Raw genomic sequence first — 19,101 nt, 5'->3', positions numbered from 1 at the left:
AAATGCCCATTCTACCCGCAGCCGGGCGGTGCGAAAGCGGGGATGACGACTATTTTTCCGCGCAGGCCAGGTGGACGTCGCGCTGGTACTCGGGTTTGGCCAGCCGCTGCACATATTTCTCCAGATAAGGCACAGGCAACGGCTTGGAGGCGAGGTAGCCCTGATAGAAGCTGCACCCCTGCGCCTTGAGAAACTCAAGTTGCTGGCGCGACTCCACCCCTTCCGCCGTCACGTTGAACCCCATGTGACGCGCCATGGCGATCACCGCCTCGACAATGGCCATGTTGTCCCCATCCCGCGGAATGTCCTGGATGAAGGAGCGGTCGATCTTGAGCTCGTCAGCGGGCAGCCGCTTGAGATAGCTGAGGGACGAGTAGCCGGCACCAAAATCGTCGATGGCAAAGCTGATGCCAAGGGCCTTGAGCTCCGCCATCTTGCTGATGGTGTCCTCGGCATGGCCCAGCACTACCGACTCGGTGATCTCCAGGTTGAGGCAGGCCGGATCCATGCCGGTTTGTGCCAGCACATCGTGGATCCGCTCGACGAAATCGGTGGCGTGAAACTGCTTGGCGCTCACATTGACCGAGATCTGGGGAATGTGGATGCCACTCTCCTCCCACAACACGTACTGGACACACGCCTCATGCAACACCCAGTTGCCGATGTCGACGATGAGATCCGTCTCCTCGGCAATGGGGATGAACTCGGCGGGCGAGACCAGGGCCCGGCCCGGCGGCTGCCAGCGGATCAGGGCTTCAATGCCGATGAGATCGCCGCCATCCACCAGATGCTGCGGCTGATAGTAGAGGGTCAGCTCGTTCTTGTTCAGGGCGTTGCGCAGCTCGTTGTGGATGAGCAGGCGCCGATCCGCCTGATGCTGCATGGAGGCATCGAAGAAACGCCGCGTCTTGCGGCCGGCAGACTTGGCCTGGTACATGGCGGTATCCGCCTGTTTGAGCAGATCGTCGACCCCCTGTTCCCGATCCGGAAACAGGGTGATGCCGACGCTGGCGCCGATATGCAATACCTGCCCGCCATGGCTGTAGGGGGAGGCAATCTCGGTGATGAGGCGCTCGGCGATGATGTCGGCCTGCATTTCTGCCTGAGGCGGGCTGGCGGAGAGAGAGGGCAGCAGCAGCACGAATTCGTCACCACCGAGGCGAGCGAGACAGTCCCCCTGACGCACCAGCCGCTTGAGACGGGTCGCCACCTCCTTGAGCAGCCAGTCACCGGTGGCGTGGCCGAGGGAGTCGTTGATGGTCTTGAAGTGATCGAGATCGATAAACAGCAGAGCCCCGATCAATCCGTTGCGACTGGCCTCGTTGAAGGTCTGCACCAGGGTTTCGTGCAACTGGCGCCGGTTCGGCAGACCGGTCAGCTCGTCGTAATAGGCCAGATCCTGGATCCGCAGCTCGGCCGCCTTGCGCTCCGAGATATCCTCGAAGCAGATGACGAAGTGGCTGATCTCCCCCTTCTCATCCTGCACCGGCGTGACGATTTCCCACTGGGGATAGACGTGGCCATCGGCATGGCGCCGCTGGGTCTCCCCCTGCCAGCGGCTCAGGGTATTGAGCTCGTAGCCCGGTTTTCCCATGGTGGGCCAGAGATCTTCTTCCAGATGCAGGCCCAGCACGGCCTGGCTGTCAAAACCGGTGATCTGGCTGAAGGCGTGATTGACCCTCAGCACCTTGAAACCGGGATCCGTGATGATGATCCCCTCGTGGGTTTCAAAGGCCACGGCGGAGAGGCGCATCTGGGCATCGGATTGCAGCCGCTCCAACTCGGCCACCATGCGTACCGAGAAGGTGTTGAGCACGGAGTCGAGATTGGCAATGTCGGCGGGAGCGGAGTAGAGCAGGGCCAGATGACCCAGCAGCTGGCCCCGGCTATCGCACAGCGGCTGGCCATAATAGCGCTGTCCGGGTCGGGAGGGGGTCTGGCATTCGCTCAGCTCATCCAGGTTCACCTGACAGCTGGTTCCCTGCCGATAGAGTTGCTGGCACGGGGTGCCCGCCAGAGGGTAATCCCGGATATCCAGCCCGTCGGCAGCCAGCACCTTGATCCTGTCCACCCCGCTCAGCTCACCCACCCAGACGGCATCCACCTTGAGGATGTGAGTCAGCTGGTTGACCAGGGTGTTGAAAAACTCGGTACCGGTACAGGCAGAAAGCGCCTGGGCCAGGCGGGTCAGCAATGAGGTCTGCAATGGCTGGGAGAGATTGAGTGATTCGGCCGCCGCGCTCATCCCGTCAAGGGGTGCCAGCCAACCGCAGCACAACTGCTGGCTGGGAACGTATTGCCCACTCCAGATCACGTGACTGAACAGGCCCCGTTCATCCTTGAGATGGCCGATGAACTGTTCCGGCAAGGTGGATTGATGCAGACGCGCCAAAAAATCGGCAAAGCCCGCTTCATCTTCCGGCTGCAGGCAACCTGCCCAGGGGTGTTTCCCCTCCCCCTGCCACTGCTGGTAGGCGCCCTGATCGGAGAGGCTCCACTGATCATGCTGCCGATCATAAAACCACATGATTTGAGTGGCTTGCTGCTTCATCTACAACTCCAACACAACAATCGCTCACGTTTGATGTCCAGGCAGAACGGGCACAACCACTCCCCACATCGACTCATGAGTTCAAAGACAATACAGAGAGGGGGCTAACATGCAGTATCGAGCGGGGAAAACCGGGCGAACCGGACAAGAAGTCGACACAAGGTGCTGCCAAGAAGGGACAGAAACGATCCTATTCCCGTCATACTGCCTGCCAGTTTCAAGGAGCTCAAGCTATTTTTGGCACGAAACCGGAAAAGCTCACAATTTACAAATCGCTAAATACATGGCGGGAGATTTTGTGACCAACATCACATTTTCAATGCCACCGATGAGTAATCTGAAGGTGAAGACACAAGCAAGACGACCCGAAGGGGGCCAATATGAAAATCGAAATTACCAGCAAAATCATCGACATCACCCCGGCTATCCGCGAGCGCATCGAATCCCGTTTTGACAAGCTCGAGCGTCTTCAGGTGCCTCTCATCACACCCCATGTGATTGTGTCCAAAGAGCGTCTGATGTTTATCGTCGAAGCCACTGCTGGCATCCCCAACGGCAAGCTGTTTGCCCAGGCAGAGCATGAGGATCTCTACGCCGCCATCAATGAACTGGGACAAAAACTGGAGCGTCAAATCAACCGCCACACCGAAAAGCCGATCGCCCGTCGCGCCAATGGCACACGCAAGGAGATGCCACAACCGGATGAAGCCGACGCATAACTCCCGGCAAGGTTAACTCAGTCATTCAACACAAAGGCGGGATATCCCGCCTTTTGTATGTCCGCTTGCATGCCCGCATTCGCTTACCGACATGGGCGATCCGAACCGCCCTTCATGCAACCCGTCTCGCTCAACTGAGCCAGTGGAGCCGGGTATCGATTCCCTGCTGCAGGCGATCCAGCACAGGCAACAGCACCAGCGGATCTTCCTGACGAGGCTCATCCACAAGTGCTCCCCGCAGCCGCTCGCGCCCGAGTGGCGTCAGGTTGTCGTAGACCGCCTCATCCAGCAGCGGTTGCTTTGCCACCAGTGGCGGTGGCTGCAATGCCAGCCACAGCCGCACATCCACCATGCTGCCCCCCTGCTGCAACCGCTCGTTGAGGGCACTGCTGTCGCTGGTCGCCTCTTCTGCCATCAAGGCTTCTGCCGGGCGCAACCCGAAATGGGCACGCCAGTCCCGCTCATCCGGCGCAGCGGCCGGCTTGGCATCAAACCAGGGCTGCTCCTCCACCGAATCGGTGAGCAACGCCAGGTGCAGCCGAAAATCCGCCCGATCGCCATGCTGCAGATCCAGGTTGAGGCGTTGCCCCAACTGGCCCTCATCGACGAGCAGGTGATCACGGATTGAGCGGGGTAGCATGGCATAACTCTTGAAAATGGCGATTTCACTTCTTATCGGCCATCAATCCGATTCTTTTAATGGAAAAATCCCGCTTGGGGGTTCACAAAAGCGGAAGATCTGTTAGTATGCGCCTCGCACTTGTGGAGGGGTTCCCGAGTGGCCAAAGGGATCAGACTGTAAATCTGACGGCTCTGCCTTCGAAGGTTCGAATCCTTCTCCCTCCACCATTTCAAGTGCCACAATCTGTTTGCAATACCCCGTGGAGGGGTTCCCGAGCGGCCAAAGGGATCAGACTGTAAATCTGACGGCTCTGCCTTCGAAGGTTCGAATCCTTCTCCCTCCACCATCATTCAGAAGACCCGGCCTTGCGCCGGGTTTTCGCTTTTCCGGCCCGCCCAATTCTTTCCCTTACACCTCGCAATCAGGATAAAAAACGGGAGACCAGCGCCTCCCGTCTCGTCAGTCACGGTCGCCCCCGTTAGAGGGTGAAACGATAGAAGACATCCACCGCCTGGGCGACCCCGCTCATGGCCTGCAGATAGAGTCGCGGCAGCACCTCGTAGCGCAGCTTGAACTCGGCGATCGGGCTGAATACCCCCACCCCGTACTGAAACTGCAAACCGGGCAACAGATAGGCGGAGAGGGTCACCTGGGTATCGTCGCCACTGCCGGCGGTATCGAGGGAAACATCGCTCATCCCCAGCGCCTCGCCGATGCTCGACACCACGCCGTTGGCCTGGCTGACCGCGCCGGCTACCAGCAAGCCGTTGAAGCCGCCATCCTCGCCGCCCGTCTGCAGCCCCTTGCCGCGCAGCAGATAGGAGAGCTGTTCGGACTGGGCCATCTGGGGTTCGGAATAGACCTTGATCTCCGGCTTGGTGGCCGGCCCCGTCACCCGTACCCCGACCGTCACCTGATCCTCTATGGTATCCGGGTCACGATAGGCCTCGATATTGAGGAAGGGGCGATCGAGGGGACCGGAGAAGATGATCCGTCCCTCCTTGATGATGAGGTTCTGGCCATAGGCCTTGAAGCGGCCGTCGGTCAGCACCAGCTGGCCATTGCCCGCCAGTGGCTTGCCCGGATCCTGATTGATATTGAGCCCGCCGGAGACATTGGTCTTGAGCCCCATCGCCTCCAGTTTCACGTCGTCCCCGAGCCGGATCGCCACCTTCATCAGCAGTGGCAGGCTGGCCTGGGGAGGCGGTGGCGGCAGATCGTCGTACACCACGGTCACGTCATCGGAGACGGCGACCGCCGAGTCCGGCAGACTCTTGACCAGGATCCGCGCCCAGGGAATATCCACCTTCCCGGTGATGCGGGTCTCCTCCCCCAACGAGATGGCGATGTCCGGTGAGACCCGCACCCGGCCCATGCCCGGGTATTGCGCCTCCAGCTCATCCCCCTGGATGGTCAGGCTGCCACTCACCGGCATCTTGGCCCAGCTGAGCCAGCCGCCGAGGGCCAGCGGCCCCTTGCCCACCAGCATGGAGCCATCCAGCTCGGCGCGGTTGCCCTCGATCTTGAGGCGGGTCACCAGTTTGGAGAGGGTCACCATATCGGAGTGAGTCTGCACTTCGCCATCCAGCAGATTGAGCTGACCGAACAGCAGGGGGGATGCCAGGGTTCCCTCGAAGCGGGCATTGGCGGAGATCACCCCTTGCAGGGAGCGCACCTCGGGAATGAGGGGGGCAAAGGTGTCGAGCTTGAGATCGTCAAACTTGAGCTGCCCCCCGAGCTGGCCGCGACCGGCGGGCTCCCTGATCAGCAGATCGGTATCGATATTGCCAATCTGCTGCGAGACGAAGTCGAGGCGGATCGCCGCCTGCTGGCGCTCGAACTCCACGGCAAGCGCCAACTGCTGATAATCGGTCTTGATGTCGTCGGCCACGAAGCTGCCCGGCGTGGTGCGCACCACCGCATGCAGGGTCGGTTGGCTGCCCCGCCAGCTGGCACGGCCATCGGCGGAGAGCACCGCCTGCCAGCGGAAGTTGTCCGGCAGCCAGGGGCGCAGCCGCTTGAGATCAAACCCGTTGAGGGCAAACTCCAGCGCCCCCTGCTCGGCCGATACCTGACTGCCCTTGATGCAGAGGTTGGCCCCTTGGGAGTCAAGACAGAGATCCCCCATCGCCAGGCGCTGGCGCGGCAGATCGAGATCCAGCGCCCAGGGGTTGGTCAGACTCCAGCGCCGCAAGGGAGTCTTGAGCTTGAGCTCGGAGAGGGTCCCGCGCCAGTGATCCCCGCGCACGCCGCCACCCAGCTTGAGATTGGCGGCCACCGGATCGCCCTTCATCGTCAGGGTGAGCTGATGGCGCGCCAGATCCCCGTCGAGGGCCAGCGCCAGCTGGTTCAGCTTGGTCTCTCCCTGGGTCAGGCTGGCCACGGTGAGCGCCAGCTCACCCGCAGGCTTGTCACCCACCAGGGCATTGCCCTTGATGGCGATCCCCTTGATGTTGGTGCCCGCATAATAGAGGCGATTGGCCAGGAGCTCTGTGGTCACCCGAGGCGCCTGCTGATTGCCCCCCAGGCGCACCTGTCCCTTGATGTCCCCCTTCAGACCGGGGTAGAGCCCCGCCAGATTGGGAGCATCGAGATCGGCCACCAGTTGCCACACCTGCTGGCTGATCTGCCCCTTGGCCTGCAACCGGTTGGGGCCGCTTTGCAGCGACAGCCCGGGAATGCGCCACTCCATCTTGTCATTGCCGCTCGCCTCCCCCTTGATGGCCAGCGGATACTGGTTGAGCTTGCCATCCACCCTGAGGGTGGGCAGGTTCAGCTCCCAGCTGCCCGCCTCGTCCATCACGAAACGGCTCTCTATTTCCCCGGCCAGAGTGCCCTTGAGATCCGGCACCAGCTCGGCCGGATTGATCCCCTTGAAGCGGGTGCTCCCTTGCCAGTGGACTCCCTTTTGCCAGGCCAGCTTGCCATCCAGGGTCAACTCCCCCTTGAGAGCCTCTAGCCGCAGGGCCAGTTTGCTCAGTTGTTCGAGATCACCCTTGCCATCGAGGGCAATCTTGAACGGGGGCACATCCGTCCCCTTGCCCGACGTCTTGAGGGCAAACTGATAGCCGGAGAGCTTGCCCTTGGCGGTCAGGCTCCCCTTGTCCAGCCGGTAATTCGGCTCATCCTTGGCCGGCTTGTGCAAGGGCCAGCCGAGGCTCTTCCAGTCGAGCGCCAGATCAAACGGCAGATCCGGGTCGAGGGCTGCCAGCGACCCCTTGAGGCTGGCGGCTACCGGCCCCTTGGCCTGCAACGCCAGATCCAGCTTGCCGACCGACCCGCTCAGGGCCAGAGTGGCCTGCTCCCCCTTGAGCTCGCCATCGAGCAAGCCCTTGCGCGCCTTGGCATCCAGGGTCAGATCCAGCGGATAATCATCGCCCAGGCGAATATTCCCCTTGAGGGCCAGATCGGCCATGGCGTGGCGCAGCGAAAGCTCGCGCAGTTCGATGCGATCCTCCTCGGCGCCGGCCGAGAGGTGCAGCTTGTCGACGGCTTCGATCAGATCGCCCTGCTGATAACGAAAACGGGTCAGACTCACCCCTTCCAGCTGGACGGGGAATGGCAGGGAAATGGCGGGCAGCTCGATGGGTGCAGCTTTATCAGCCTGAGTTGACTCGCTGTTGGTTGTCCCGCTCGCGTTATCCTGAGCCTTGCCCTGAGCCGTTTTCCCGGCCTTGGCACTCTCTTCGGCCGCCTCTTTGGCCGGCGGCGTGTCAACCAGGGTGACGCTCAGACCATCCAGCACGGGGCCGCGCACTATCAGCCCCTTGCGATCGAGGGTCGCGCCTATATCCAGCGAGCCCAGGGTCACGGCCACACCGGGCACGGCCAGATCGAGATCAGCCACCTGCAGGGTGTCTACCTGGATTTTGAGGGGCAGTGGTTGCCAGACAAAGGGTTCGGAGGGCTCTGGCGGCGTGGGTTCGGAGTCGGCGACCTTCACCACCGGATGGGTGACCACCAGGGATTTGATCCAGAGCTTGCCCTGCAGGAGCTTGCCCAGATCCCAGTCCAGCACGGCGCGATCGACCGAAACATCCACCAGCTCATCCTGCCAGCCGACCCCTTCCAGGGTCCAGCCATAACCGAGCTGGCCCGCCACCAGCTCCCCCTTGAGGGAAGGGAGAGCGCCCTTGGCCTGTTGCCACAGCCACTTGTTGCCCTGATGGGTGAAGCCCAGCAGGCTGACGCCGATGAGCAGCAGAAAAACAAGGCCCATCAGCCAGAGAAAAAGACGCTTTACCCAGATCATAATTCAGGCCCCAAGGCGAAATGCAGCCGCACGGGCTTATCCTCTTCCGATACTCCGACTGCCAGATCGAGTCTGACCTGACCGATGGGGGTGACCCAGCGCACCCCGATCCCGGTGCCGATTTTCCACGGCTCGCTGTAATCAACGGTGGCGGTACCGCCATCCACGAACAGAGCCCCCAGCCACTTCTCGCTGAAGCGGTAGTTGTACTCCAGGCTGGCCACGCTGGTATAACGGCCCCCGGTCAGCTTGCCATCCGGCCCGGTCGGGGAGATGGTTTCATAGTCAAACCCACGCACCGTCTGATCGCCACCGGTGAAGAAGCGCAGGGATGGCGGCACCAGGGAAAAGCTGTCCCCTATGATGGCCCCCTGCTCGGCTCGCATCAGGAAGCGATGATCCTCGCCCAGGGTGCGCAGCCACTTGCTGCGACCCCATATCCGCACGAAGCTGATGTCGGATCCCCAGGTGGGATCGGAAAACTCCAGGGTGAGCTGCTGGCGATCCCCCCAGTCCGGCACCAGGCCGCCCCGCACCCGCAGCCGCGACCAGGAGACGCCGGGGATCACCAGCAAGCTGTTCCCCTCGTCCATGCCCTGGGTATAGACCTCGTTCTCCAGACGGATGAAGACGTCGCGATCCCAGCTCTCCGGCCGCCGGGTCCAGCGGTGCACCCCTATGGTGGTGAGATCGGAGCGGGTGTCGTTGTTGTCCTTGTACTGATAGCCACTCTGGATGGAGTAGTAATCCCGCAGCGGGTTGCCCACCGGGATCTGGTAGTCGAAGCTGAGCTCCGCCTCCGGCGCCGACACCTTGGCGGTGGCAAACAGGCGGTGGCCGTAACGGTTGACCCAGGGCTTCTCCCAGGTTGCGCTCATCCGCGGCCCCACGTCGGTGGCATAGCCCAGACCCGCCTCTATTTCGTGATCAACTCGATTGGCCAGGGTCACCGAGATGGGCACCCGGTAATCGGTCGCCTCGCTGATTTGGGGCTTGATATCCACCTGACGGAACAGCTTGGTGGAGGAGATATCCTGGGACATCTCGGCCAGGCGGATGGCCAGATAGGGTTCGTCATCCTTGATGGTGATGAGCGGCTTGATCAGCTTGAGCGCTTCGGGGGTAGCGTCATAGCGGATATCGCCAAAACGGTAGCGATGACCGGACTGGAACAGGATGAAGATCTCCGCCGTGCCCTTGTCGGGGAACACCTTGACCTGGCTCTTGCTCAGCTTGGCGTCGAAATAGCCGCGCGCCAGCCCCAGGCTGCCGAGATCGGCCTTGATGGATTCATATTTGGCATGGTTGAGGGGCTCCCCCTCTTTCAGGGGCAGCTGATCCAGCAGCTCGCTGTAGCGCTCGTCACTGCTGGCATCCCCTTCCAGCAAGACGTCGAGACGGGAGACGATAACCGGCTCCCCCTTGTCGATGGTGACGATGACCCGGGATGGCTTCTTCTCGTCGCGGCTGAGGGTGATCTTGGGCTCATAGTAGCCATACACCTGCAGCGCCTTTTGCACGCTCTCGATGATCTTGGGGCGGGCAGGACGATACTGGCGCTCCTGATAGACGGGCAGGGCGTTGAGATAAGCTTCAACGTTGTCCTTGTTGTCCCCTTTCACTCCCTTGACCTGATAGGTGAGCTTGGCCGCCAGCGCTGGCGCCGCCAGGAGCGACAGAAACAGGCCCAGCGCCAGGATCAGCAGGCCGCGGCGACAGGCGGAGCCGGAGAGTAAACGCCCTGCCGGCAGGGATGGATTGCATCCGGTCAAAGGTCGATATTCCTGAAAGTTGGGTAACGAATATAAAGACGCACACAGGCACAGCCCGCTGCAGCCGCTCGCCCGCCAAGCGGGGAACGCAGTCATGCACGGGGTCGGACCAAGAGCGCACCAACATATGGCGAACCCTATCCTAACATAGGCTTTCGCCAACGACAGAGCCGCCGGCCTGGCAAATTCGCCATAGATTTTAAGATGTTGGCCACAAATTGCGCAGCCAGGTGCCCCCTTTGGCCTCGCTCGCCGACCCAGGATACCGCTAGCCATCTGAAACCGGATAAATATCCATCACTCCCGGCCCACGTCGAACAGCGCTTCCCTGGGTGTGCCACGACAAGGCTTGTCGGAACCTGCCGGTCGATTGAACAGCCTGCCTCTCAAACCTCGCTATCCCGCGACAAGGCCCGCGCCACACGGGATTGAGACTGGCTCGTTCAGTGCAATCGAATTATCCCGCTGCCCTTGTCTGACACCCTCGCGCACACTCAAGCCATCAACCGAAGGAGATCCCATCATGCATGCTCGTAGCGAACAGATGGCTGACTACATTGCCGACCGGCTCGAATTCATCACCTTTCTCGCCTGTTGCAGCGCCCTGCTGGCGCTGCTGACCGGCATGAACGGCCAGCAGGCGCTGGCCTTTACCGCACTCAACCTGCCATTTGGTCTCGCCATCCTGCTGACCATGGCGTTGCTGGCGCCCCTGCCCGCTTACTGGCGCCTGCCCGGCATCACACTGTTGCTGGCGGCAGCTGCCTTGCTGACGATGCAGCTTGGTGGCGAATGGCTCAACCCGCTGGCCATCTGGAGCCTCTATGCCCTGCTGGGACTGGAAATCCTCTGGCAGGCTCGCCCCAGAACGCAACTGGCCACCAGCAGCCACCCCTGATGGCGACAAGGCTCTGTCAAACGTTACCCGGACGGCTGACGCCGGGCGCAATTTGGGGTACCCTTGCGCCCCCGATTTGCCATCCACCCGTTAACCCGAGGAGCGCCCCATGAAAAAAGCCTGTGCCCAGCACATCCTGGTCAAGACAGAGAAACAGTGCCTGGAGATCAAGGAGAAGATCGAAAAGGGCGCCGACTTCGGCCAGATGGCCAAGCGCTTCTCCACCTGCCCCTCCGGCAAGCGCTTCGGCGATCTGGGGGAGTTTTCCAAGGGGGACATGGTCAAATCTTTCGACGATGCCGTCTTCAAGGGGGAGTTGCTCAAGGTATTGGGGCCGGTGCGCACCAAGTTCGGTTTTCACCTGATCAAGGTGCTCTACCGCAACTAGGCCTCATCGCCCAGTGCGGCGTAACTGCTTATCTCCTTGCTCCTGCGAGCACCTGTCCTCCGCCCTGCATACCATGATCAGGTCATAACCGGCCTTATCTGGCCGGGCGGATGAGCATAAATTCCCCGCTAATTTGCCGGTTTTGCCGAGATGTCTTCCCGGCGTTGACCAATAAACAGGGTCAGGATGATTTTATAGAGATATTGATACAGGCCGGAGCGGCGGTCGGTAAGACGAACGCAGGTCGTCCAGACAACCTCATAGTCGAGAAATTCAGCACCCGGTACCCTGATTAATTCCTCTCCCAGGATCAAACTGGGCAGTACATTGCCGACACGCTGGCTTCTCATCAATTTGAGTGCGAGGGAAGCGGTGTCAATATCATGCAAATAATCAATCTCTACCGCCAACTCTTTCAGGCTTTTAATAAAATGAAAGCGCTGTGCATTCCAGCCAATATTTTTCTGCTTGATGAATGGCCAATGTTTTACTGTCTGCCAGTCATGCACGCCGTGATTGCCCGCTATCGCGATCACCAACTGATCGCCGCACACTCGCTGCTGATATAACCCGTTCAAGCGATCGGGATGCAGCAGGTGAATACCCAGATTGATTTCGCCAGACAGTATTTTATTTTCGGTCTCCTCTCCCCAGTTATGAAGTGCAATCAGGGCATTGGGGAATTCACGCTGCAAGGTTTCATACAGCGTCAGACCAAAGACCTCCATCACCAGATCAGGCAGCGCCAGATTGATGGAACCGGAATAGTTTTGTGGGTTGAAGGAGATGGGGATCAACGCGTCTTCTATATCGGTCAGCGCGATATTGACGCGCGGCAAGATAGACAGGGTATAGTCGGTCGGCTCAAGCACGCCGGCCACTCTGACAAACAGTTCATCATCGAGATGCTCCCGCAGCCGGGCGAGTTGTTTGCTCACGGCACTTTCCGTCAAGCCGAGAGAGATGCCCGTTTTTTTCAGATTTTTCTTTTCCGCCAGGATCACCAGCGTTTTCAGCAGATTCAAATCAAAATCACTGCGCATCCCGACTCTCGCGTTAATTGAATTTAATTCAAGAAGATATTGACTCACTTTCCTGAGCGTGACGCTACCATAGTATGCATCCGGTCGATACATTAATACTTCTTGTCAAGGCATCACGGCAGGATATTTCGGATATCAACACCCTCATGGTTTGTGGAGAATTATCTATGTCTTTGAAGAAAACGGCACTGTGCTTACTCATCGCCTCAGCAACCCTTGGCAGTGCCACGGCTTATGCCGCCAGCTCGGCGCCCATTCCGGTCACGACCAACAATTATGTCGAAGCCGAAGTGGACCTTTCATTTGCCAATATCTACAAGAGCGCCGGAGCCAATCAATTCCGGCATGATCGCAACCTGATCGCCCTCGATCAGCAACCAGCCGTAACCATGAATCGCGATACCGTCTATTCATTCGGCATTTTCTATGCACCAAAAGGGACCACCATCACGCTGCCGACCTCGAAAGACAATCGCTATCAGTCGGCCATGATCCTGCAAAGCGATCACTACATCGATCAGGTGTTCTACGGCGCGGGTACCCACGAGATCGATTCCAAAACCGATTTCGTCGCCATCGTGATCCGTACCCAGGTCGATGCCAACAACCCGGACGACGTCAAGTATGTCAACCAGCTGCAGGATCAGATCAAGGTCACCTTCCCCAAGGGGGTAACGCCGAAACAATATGAGCCGAGAAACTGGGACAGCGCCAGCCTGGATACCATCAGAAGCGAGTACCAGATCAAGGCGAAAAAGCTGCCCAACTTTAATGGCACTTCGGGTCGCCACGGCACCATAGATCCCGAGCTGCAGAAGATGGGGGTCGCCGTTGCCCTGGGGCTGCTGCCGCCACAAGACGCCGTATACCAGTACCGTGACTATGGCCTCTCCAAAGACACCTGTTATTCGGCCACCTATGATGCGCCGGGATTTAATGCGCCGGGATTCTTCTCATTCACCATGTATGGCTCGGACAAGTATCTGCATACCGATAAATCGACGCTGAACGATCGCACCATCAAGCGCAACAAGGATGGCTCCTTCACCCTCTACTACGGCTCAGAAGCCACGTGTGGCAAGGTCGACAACCTCCTGGAGACGCCAACCGACAACTGGTATCTGGGTCTGCGTGTCTATCGGCCCAAGGCTGATGTCATCAATGGCGACTACAAGCTGCCGCTACCGGTTGCCGTCGACAAACAGTAACGACGTAAATCGCCTCTCCCACCGATGTCGCCCAGTGAGCGCGACATCGGTGGGTCATCACTCTCCTGAAATTCTCTTTATCCTTTTGCTCCACTCCACCCTCGCCCCTCTCTCATTAACTGATAACTGGCTCATCATGCTGGCACATGGCGCCCCGTTTGGTCGCCAGCCTGGTGATGACGCCCAAACCGCGTTCCTGCACTTGTCACCTCGACCAAAAAATCGCCGAACAGGCTTCAATTTGCTAACGTTATCAGGCTATTAGGTTTATCCTTCTCGGCATTGCCCACTCAATCCATGGATCCCGCGCTATGCCCAGCACCATCTTGTGGCCACTGCTGGCCTGGTTCGTTCCTCTGGTAGGGGCCCTCGGTAGCCGTATCCATCTCTGGCCCTGGTGGCTGGGTTTTGCCCTCTGTCTGGCCGGGGCGTTGCTCTCTCTCTTCCTGCTGGTACGCCTGCCGTGGAGCCGAAACAAGGTATCCAACCTGTGGGGGGCCATCCCGCTGCTGTTGCCCCTGCTGTTCCTGGTGCAGGCGTGGCGCTCGCCGCTGACCAACGATGTCAGCACGGATCCCTATCATCCCCCCGCCCTGAGTTGGGCCAGCGAGCTCAGAACCCCGGCGGATCTGCCCGTCAATGCGCCTCCCCTGAAAGTTTTTGCCGGCAACCCCGGTCCTCTCTATACCCGAGCCTCCGGGGCCGAGGTGATCGCCGAGGCCAACGCACTGATGGCAGAGCTGGGCTGGCAGGTACGTCCGAGCCCCCACGGGCTCGATGCCGTCGTCACCACCCCCTGGTTCGGCTTTCAGGATGATGTGGCGCTGCGGGTCTTTACCGGCCCCAGAGAGACACGCATCGACATGCGCTCCGCCTCCCGTCAGGGGCGCAGTGACCTTGGCACCAACCGGGCACGGATCAACTGCTTTCTGGAGCGGCTCAATGAACGGTTGGGTGGGGCCTACAAACCCAAGATGATGAAGAAGAACAAAGAAGAGGAGTAGCAATGCGCGTCGAGGTCAAACCGGATCAGGAGTATGCCTGGTTTATCCGCCCCTTTTTCTGGCTGCAAAAACGCAACTACGGCCAGGTGCTGATCCCGGGCAAGTGCTGGGGCCGCTCCCCCAGGCTGTTTGCCGCCGTGGCAACTCTCTATGGCGTCATCAACCGCAAACGCTCTCCCATCGATCCCGTGCTGCGCTCCCTGGTGACGGTGCGGGTCTCCCAGCTCAACTGGTGCCGTTTCTGCGTCGACATCAATGCCATGACCCTCATCAAGCGGGCCGGCTCCAGCGAGAAGGTGGAAGCCCTGGCCGAGTGGCGCGAAAGCCCGCTGTTCGACGAGCGGGAGCGGGCCGTGCTCGACTACACAGAGGCGATGACAGGGCTGGATGGAGTGAGCGATGAACAGGCTGCCCGTCTCAAGCCATGGTTCGATGACGACGCCATGGTGGAGCTGACCGGCCTCATCGCCTTCCAGAACATGTCGGCCAAATTCAATGCGGCCCTAGACATCGCTCCCCAGGGCTTCTGCCAGCTGCCGGTGCAGCCAGCGCGTCCGACCGATGCCAACGCCGACAAGGACGTAAAATGACGCGAGCCCGTTTGCTGCTTCTGCTGGTGATGGGGTGCCTCATCGGCGCCTTTTTCGCGTTCGATCTCGGCCACTATCTTAGCCTCTCCGAGTTACAGGCTCGCCAGGCGAGCCTGGCGCTGTGGGTCGACCGCCATTTTGTCACGGCCAGCCTGCTGTTTCTGGTGATCTATGTGCTCAGCACCGCCCTCTCCCTGCCGGGCGCCAGCCTGCTCACCCTGGCAGGCAGCGCGGTCTTTGGCGTGGCGTGGGGGCTGCTACTGGTCTCGTTTGCCAGCTCGCTCGGAGCCACCCTGGCGTTTCTCAGCGCCCGCTTCCTGCTGCGCGACTGGGTGAGCGCCCGCTTTGGCGACAAGCTGGCCACCTTCCAGGCGGGGATGGCAAAAGATGGCGCCTTCTATCTGCTGAGCCTGCGCCTCATCCCCATCTTCCCCTTCTTTCTGGTCAACCTGCTGATGGGGCTGACCCCTATCAGAGTCAGTACCTACTACTGGGTGAGCCAGCTTGGCATGCTGCCCGGCACCTTCGTCTTCGTGCTGGCGGGCAGCGAGCTGGCGACCCTCACCAGCACCGGCAATATTCTCTCCCCCAGCCTGATGGTGGCGCTGACCCTCTTGGGGCTGATGCCCTGGCTGATGAAAAAACTGGCGCAGACTCTGGCCCTGCGCCGCCTGCACGCCCCTTTTCAAAAACCGATCCGCTACGACTACAACCTGGTGGTGATCGGCGCCGGCGCCGGCGGCCTGGTCACCAGCTATATCGCCGCGGCGGTGAAGGCCAAAGTGGCCCTGATTGAAAAGCACAGGATGGGGGGAGATTGCCTCAACACCGGCTGCGTCCCCTCCAAGGCGCTGATCCGCGCCGCCCGCTTTGCTGCCGAGCAGCGCAAGGCGGGCGAGCTCGGCTTTAGTCCGAGCCAGAGCGAGGCCGATTTTGCCGCCGTGATGGAGCGGGTCGCCCAGGTGATCAGGGATGTCGAGCCCCACGACTCCGTCGAGCGTTACCAGGGACTGGGGGTGGAGTGCATCGAGGGGGCGGCGCGACTGGTCTCCCCCTGGGAGGTCGACGTCAACGGCCGGCGCCTCACCACCCGCCATGTGGTCATCGCCACTGGTGCCAGGCCGCTGGTGCCCGATTTGCCTGGCCTTGGCGACGTCCCCTACCTCACCTCGGACACCCTGTGGCAACTGCGCACCCCGCCGCGCCGCCTGCTGGTGCTCGGCGGCGGCCCCATCGGCTGCGAGCTGGCCCAGAGCTTTGCTCTGCTCGGCATTCCCGTCACTTTGGTGGAGCTGGCCGATCAGCTGCTGCCACGAGAGGAGCGGGAAGTGGCCGAGGCGCTGCGCCTCCAGATGGAACGGGACGGCGTCACCCTTCTCACCGGCTGGCGCGCCGAGCGGGCGCAATACCAAGCCATAGAGGATGGGCTGCCCATCCGGCTGCACCTGCGCCGGGGTGACGAGACCCAAGTGATCGAAGGAGATCAGCTGCTGCTGGCGCTGGGCCGGGTCGCCAACGTGAGCGGCTTCGGGCTGGAAGATCTGGGAGTGACGCTGGCGCCGCGCGGCACAGTCGCGGTCGATGGCTTTCTGGCCACCAACTACCCCAGCATTCTGGCGGTAGGGGACGTGGCCGGCCCCTATCAGTTCACCCACTTTGCCGCCCATCAGGCCTGGTATGCCGCCGTCAACGCCCTGTTCGGCCAGTTCAAGCGCTTTCGCGCCGACTACCGGGTGATCCCGGCGGCTACCTACACCAGCCCCGAGATTGCCCGTGTTGGCCTCAATCGCAAGGAGGCCGAGGCGCAGGGCATTGCATTCGAGGCGACCCGCTTCGATTTGGCCGAGCTCGATCGCGCCATCGCCGACGGTGAGCGTGAGGGCTTTGTCGAGGTGCTGACCGTGCCGGGCAAGGACAAGATCCTGGGTGCCACCATAGTGGGCACTCACGCCGGCGAGCGGATTGCCGAGTTCGTCCTCGCCATGCGTCACAAGCTGGGGCTTGGCAAGATCCTCGCCACCATCCACGCCTATCCCACCCTGATGGAGGGGAACAAATACGTGGCTGGCGAGTGGAAACGGGCCCACCAGCCCACCCGCACCCTGGCCCTGCTGGCCCGTTATCACAACTGGCGCCGCGGCGCCTGATCCCTTAGGTGACACTCATGTTCAAGACCCTGCCCCTGCTCAAAACCCTGGCCTGCGCCCTGCCCCTGCTGGCAAGCGGCTCCCTGCTTGCCGGCGAGAACCCGGCCCCCGATGCCCGCTGGCAGCAGACGCTGGGCGAGGCCAAAGGCCAGACTGTTTACTTCAACGCCTGGGGCGGCAGCCCGGAGATCAACGGCTATCTGGTGTGGGCCGGGCAGGAGCTCGAGCGCCAGTACGGGGTCAAGCTGGTACAGGTCAAGGTGGATGATATCGCCCCGAGCGTCAGCCAGCTGCTTGCCAATAAACAGGCGGGCAAGAACACCGGTGGTCCCATCGATCTGCTCTGGGTCAATGGCGAGAATTTCAAGGCGATGAAGGTACAGGGGCTGCTGGGGGTGCCGTTCACCGGGGAGCTGCCCAACATGGCCTTGGTGGATATGAATCTGCCGGTAAGTGAGGACTTCACCGTGCCGGTGGAGGGACTCGAGGCCCCCTGGGGCATAGGCCAGCTCAACCTGATGGTCAACGGAGAGGAGGTCGCCACGCCCCCCACCTCGGCCTCCGCCCTGCTCGCCTGGGCCAAGGCCAACCCTGGCCGCTTCACCTATCCCAAGCCGCCCCAGTTCCACGGCTCGAGCTTTCTCAAGCAAATTTTGCTGGAGCTCACCCCGGATCCCGCCCCCCTCTATCGGGAAGCGACCGATGCCGAGTTTGAGCGTCTGACGGCGCCCCTCTGGGTCTGGCTCGATGCGCTGCATCCGACGCTCTGGCGCAAGGGCAAGCTGTTCCCCGCCAGCGCCGCCGAAACCCGCCAGCTGCTGGATGACGGTGAGCTGGCCATGGCCATCAGCTTCAACCCGGGAGAAGCCCAGAGCGCGGTGCAAAATGGTGCCCTGCCACCTGGCGTGGTTGCGGTGGCCATGGCAAAGGGGGCCCTGACCAACAGCCACTTTCTCGCCATCCCGTTCAACGCCAGCGCCCGTGCCGGGGCCAAAGTGGTGGCCAATTTCCTGCTAAGCCCGGCGGCCCAGGCACGCAAGGCCGATCCAGCCTTCTGGGGCGATCCCAGCGTGCTGCGGGCCGACGCCCTGCCCGCCTCGGCCAGCCAGACGCCGGCTCTTCGCTTCAAGGCGGTGGCAGAACCCCACCCCAGCTGGCAGCTCAGGCTTGAAGAAGCCTGGGCCGAACGTTACGGCCACTGATGCCATCAACCACCGACAACCGGCTGCCAGGCTGGCGTCCCCTCTTCACCTGCGTTTGCGCCCTCCTGTTGGCGGCGCCCGTGCTGGTGGGGTTGTGGCAACTGCTGGGCAGCGGGCTAAGCCAGTTAAACCTCCATCGCCTGCTGGCCCAGCCCGGACTCTGGCACTCGGCGGCCCTGAGCCTGTGGATTGGCACGGCCTCGACTCTCGGCAGCCTGCTTCTGACCGCCCTGCTGCTGGCACAAAGCGGTCAGCAGGGTGACGAACGCCCCTGTTTTCGCTGGCTACGCCGCCTGCTCTCCCCCCTGCTGGCTCTGCCCCACGTCGCCTTCGCCATCGGCTTTGCCTTTCTGCTCGCCCCCTCAGGCTGGCTGCTGCGCCTCGTCTCTCCCTCCCTGACCGGGTTCGAGTTTCCCCCCGATTGGCAGACCATCCGGGATCCCTGGGGGCTTGGCCTGATCCTGGCCCTCATCATGAAGGAGACGCCGTTTCTGCTGTTGATGGCGCTGGCGGCCCTGGAGCCCGCTAAACTGGCGCGCCAGCAGTGGCTCGGGGCAAGCCTGGGCTTCAGCGCCCCCCAGATCTGGTGGCGCCTGCTGCTGCCCGCCCTCTGGCCCGCCCTGCGCCTGCCACTCTATGCGGTCGCCGTCTACGGGGTGGCGGTGGTGGATCTCGCCCAGTTGCTGGGCCCGGATGCTCCCGCTC

At 61.4% G+C, this 19,101-nt stretch carries 14 protein-coding genes and 2 tRNA genes; 11 read left to right on the top strand and 5 right to left on the bottom strand.

Translation table 11 applies throughout. From position 1 onward, the window contains the following. Nucleotides 1-49: 49 nt before the first annotated feature. On the bottom strand, nt 50-2,551 hold the full coding sequence (locus BN1123_RS03555; protein ID WP_042025404.1) for a putative bifunctional diguanylate cyclase/phosphodiesterase: 2,502 nt from the start codon (nt 2,549-2,551) through the stop codon (nt 50-52). A gap of 380 nt (nt 2,552-2,931) precedes the next feature. Here BN1123_RS03555 and hpf point away from each other — a divergent pair, with 380 nt between their 5' ends. Next, on the top strand, nt 2,932-3,270 hold the full coding sequence (gene hpf / locus BN1123_RS03550) for a ribosome hibernation-promoting factor, HPF/YfiA family (protein ID WP_026456769.1): 339 nt from the start codon (nt 2,932-2,934) through the stop codon (nt 3,268-3,270). 130 nt (nt 3,271-3,400) lie between these two features. On the opposite strand, the gene BN1123_RS03545 is transcribed toward hpf, so the two are convergent. After that, entirely contained in the window at nt 3,401-3,910 is a 510-nt protein-coding gene (locus BN1123_RS03545; RefSeq protein ID WP_042025403.1) for a VC2046/SO_2500 family protein, read from the bottom strand. Between the two features lie 124 nt (nt 3,911-4,034). On the opposite strand from BN1123_RS03545, the gene BN1123_RS03540 reads away from it, so the two are divergent. Continuing rightward, nucleotides 4,035-4,119: transfer RNA gene (locus BN1123_RS03540), tRNA-Tyr, on the top strand. 34 nt (nt 4,120-4,153) lie between these two features. After that, nucleotides 4,154-4,238: transfer RNA gene (locus BN1123_RS03535), tRNA-Tyr, on the top strand. A gap of 132 nt (nt 4,239-4,370) precedes the next feature. Here BN1123_RS03535 and tamB read toward each other — a convergent pair. Beyond that, the gene (gene tamB, locus BN1123_RS03530) at nt 4,371-8,144 is read right to left on the bottom strand and encodes an autotransporter assembly complex protein TamB (RefSeq protein ID WP_042025402.1); all 3,774 of its coding nucleotides are present in this window, start codon (nt 8,142-8,144) and stop codon (nt 4,371-4,373) included. After that, a complete protein-coding gene (gene tamA, locus BN1123_RS03525; RefSeq protein ID WP_042025400.1) occupies nt 8,141-9,916 on the bottom strand; it encodes an autotransporter assembly complex protein TamA in 1,776 nt (591 codons plus the stop codon). Before tamA ends, tamB begins: the two co-directional genes overlap by 4 nt. 523 nt (nt 9,917-10,439) lie before the next feature. On the opposite strand from tamA, the gene BN1123_RS03520 reads away from it, so the two are divergent. Both BN1123_RS03520 and BN1123_RS03515 read left to right on the top strand, forming a co-directional pair. Next, the gene (locus BN1123_RS03520; RefSeq protein ID WP_042025398.1) at nt 10,440-10,814 is read left to right on the top strand and encodes a hypothetical protein; all 375 of its coding nucleotides are present in this window, start codon (nt 10,440-10,442) and stop codon (nt 10,812-10,814) included. Nucleotides 10,815-10,923: 109 nt separating this feature from the next. Further along, nucleotides 10,924-11,202, top strand: coding sequence for a peptidylprolyl isomerase (locus tag BN1123_RS03515; protein ID WP_026457964.1), 279 nt, complete (start codon nt 10,924-10,926; stop codon nt 11,200-11,202). Between the two features lie 128 nt (nt 11,203-11,330). Here the strand turns inward: BN1123_RS03515 and BN1123_RS03510 are convergent, their stop codons facing one another. Beyond that, entirely contained in the window at nt 11,331-12,338 is a 1,008-nt protein-coding gene (locus BN1123_RS03510; protein WP_197064439.1) for a LysR family transcriptional regulator, read from the bottom strand. 74 nt (nt 12,339-12,412) lie between these two features. Between BN1123_RS03510 and BN1123_RS03505 the strand changes: the two genes are divergently transcribed. The 6 genes from BN1123_RS03505 to BN1123_RS03480 all read left to right on the top strand — a co-directional run. After that, nucleotides 12,413-13,453: a DUF1214 domain-containing protein gene (locus BN1123_RS03505; RefSeq protein WP_052449239.1), complete on the top strand. Its 1,041-nt coding sequence runs from the start codon at nt 12,413-12,415 to the stop codon at nt 13,451-13,453. 311 nt (nt 13,454-13,764) lie between these two features. After that, entirely contained in the window at nt 13,765-14,457 is a 693-nt protein-coding gene (locus BN1123_RS03500; protein WP_042025395.1) for a DUF1499 domain-containing protein, read from the top strand. A 2-nt stretch (nt 14,458-14,459) separates the two neighbouring features. Continuing rightward, a complete protein-coding gene (locus BN1123_RS03495; RefSeq protein WP_042025393.1) occupies nt 14,460-15,047 on the top strand; it encodes a carboxymuconolactone decarboxylase family protein in 588 nt (195 codons plus the stop codon). Beyond that, nucleotides 15,044-17,194, top strand: a complete 2,151-nt coding sequence (locus BN1123_RS03490; RefSeq protein WP_042025392.1) for an FAD-dependent oxidoreductase — start codon at nt 15,044-15,046, stop codon at nt 17,192-17,194. Before BN1123_RS03495 ends, BN1123_RS03490 begins: the two co-directional genes overlap by 4 nt. 17 nt (nt 17,195-17,211) lie before the next feature. Next, nucleotides 17,212-18,396 carry an ABC transporter substrate-binding protein gene (locus BN1123_RS03485; protein ID WP_042025391.1) on the top strand — a complete coding sequence of 395 codons (1,185 nt, stop codon included), beginning with the start codon at nt 17,212-17,214 and terminating at the stop codon, nt 18,394-18,396. Next, nucleotides 18,396-19,101: ABC transporter permease family protein (locus tag BN1123_RS03480; protein ID WP_042025388.1), on the top strand; the 706-nt coding region annotated here is incomplete at its 3' end. The genes BN1123_RS03485 and BN1123_RS03480, both read left to right, overlap by 1 nt.

This window comes from Aeromonas enteropelogenes (genome assembly GCF_000819845.1).
Taxonomy (GTDB): domain Bacteria; phylum Pseudomonadota; class Gammaproteobacteria; order Enterobacterales; family Aeromonadaceae; genus Aeromonas; species Aeromonas enteropelogenes.
The sequence above is the reverse complement of the archived record's forward strand: the minus strand, read 5'-3'. Positions and strand labels throughout refer to the sequence as shown.

Bases quoted from the DNA above. Each gene is read 5' to 3' on its own strand.
- BN1123_RS03515 (WP_026457964.1), top strand. From the start codon at position 10,924: ATGAAAAAAGCCTGTGCCCAGCACATCCTGGTCAAGACAGAGAAACAG.
- BN1123_RS03495 (WP_042025393.1), top strand. From the start codon at position 14,460: ATGCGCGTCGAGGTCAAACCGGATCAGGAGTATGCCTGGTTTATCCGC.
- BN1123_RS03490 (WP_042025392.1), top strand. From the start codon at position 15,044: ATGACGCGAGCCCGTTTGCTGCTTCTGCTGGTGATGGGGTGCCTCATC.
- tamB (WP_042025402.1), bottom strand. From the start codon at position 8,144: ATGATCTGGGTAAAGCGTCTTTTTCTCTGGCTGATGGGCCTTGTTTTT.
- BN1123_RS03555 (WP_042025404.1), bottom strand. From the start codon at position 2,551: ATGAAGCAGCAAGCCACTCAAATCATGTGGTTTTATGATCGGCAGCAT.
- BN1123_RS03520 (WP_042025398.1), top strand. From the start codon at position 10,440: ATGCATGCTCGTAGCGAACAGATGGCTGACTACATTGCCGACCGGCTC.
- BN1123_RS03485 (WP_042025391.1), top strand. From the start codon at position 17,212: ATGTTCAAGACCCTGCCCCTGCTCAAAACCCTGGCCTGCGCCCTGCCC.
- BN1123_RS03545 (WP_042025403.1), bottom strand. From the start codon at position 3,910: ATGCTACCCCGCTCAATCCGTGATCACCTGCTCGTCGATGAGGGCCAG.
- BN1123_RS03510 (WP_197064439.1), bottom strand. From the start codon at position 12,338: ATGTATCGACCGGATGCATACTATGGTAGCGTCACGCTCAGGAAAGTG.
- hpf (WP_026456769.1), top strand. From the start codon at position 2,932: ATGAAAATCGAAATTACCAGCAAAATCATCGACATCACCCCGGCTATC.
- BN1123_RS03505 (WP_052449239.1), top strand. From the start codon at position 12,413: ATGTCTTTGAAGAAAACGGCACTGTGCTTACTCATCGCCTCAGCAACC.
- BN1123_RS03500 (WP_042025395.1), top strand. From the start codon at position 13,765: ATGCCCAGCACCATCTTGTGGCCACTGCTGGCCTGGTTCGTTCCTCTG.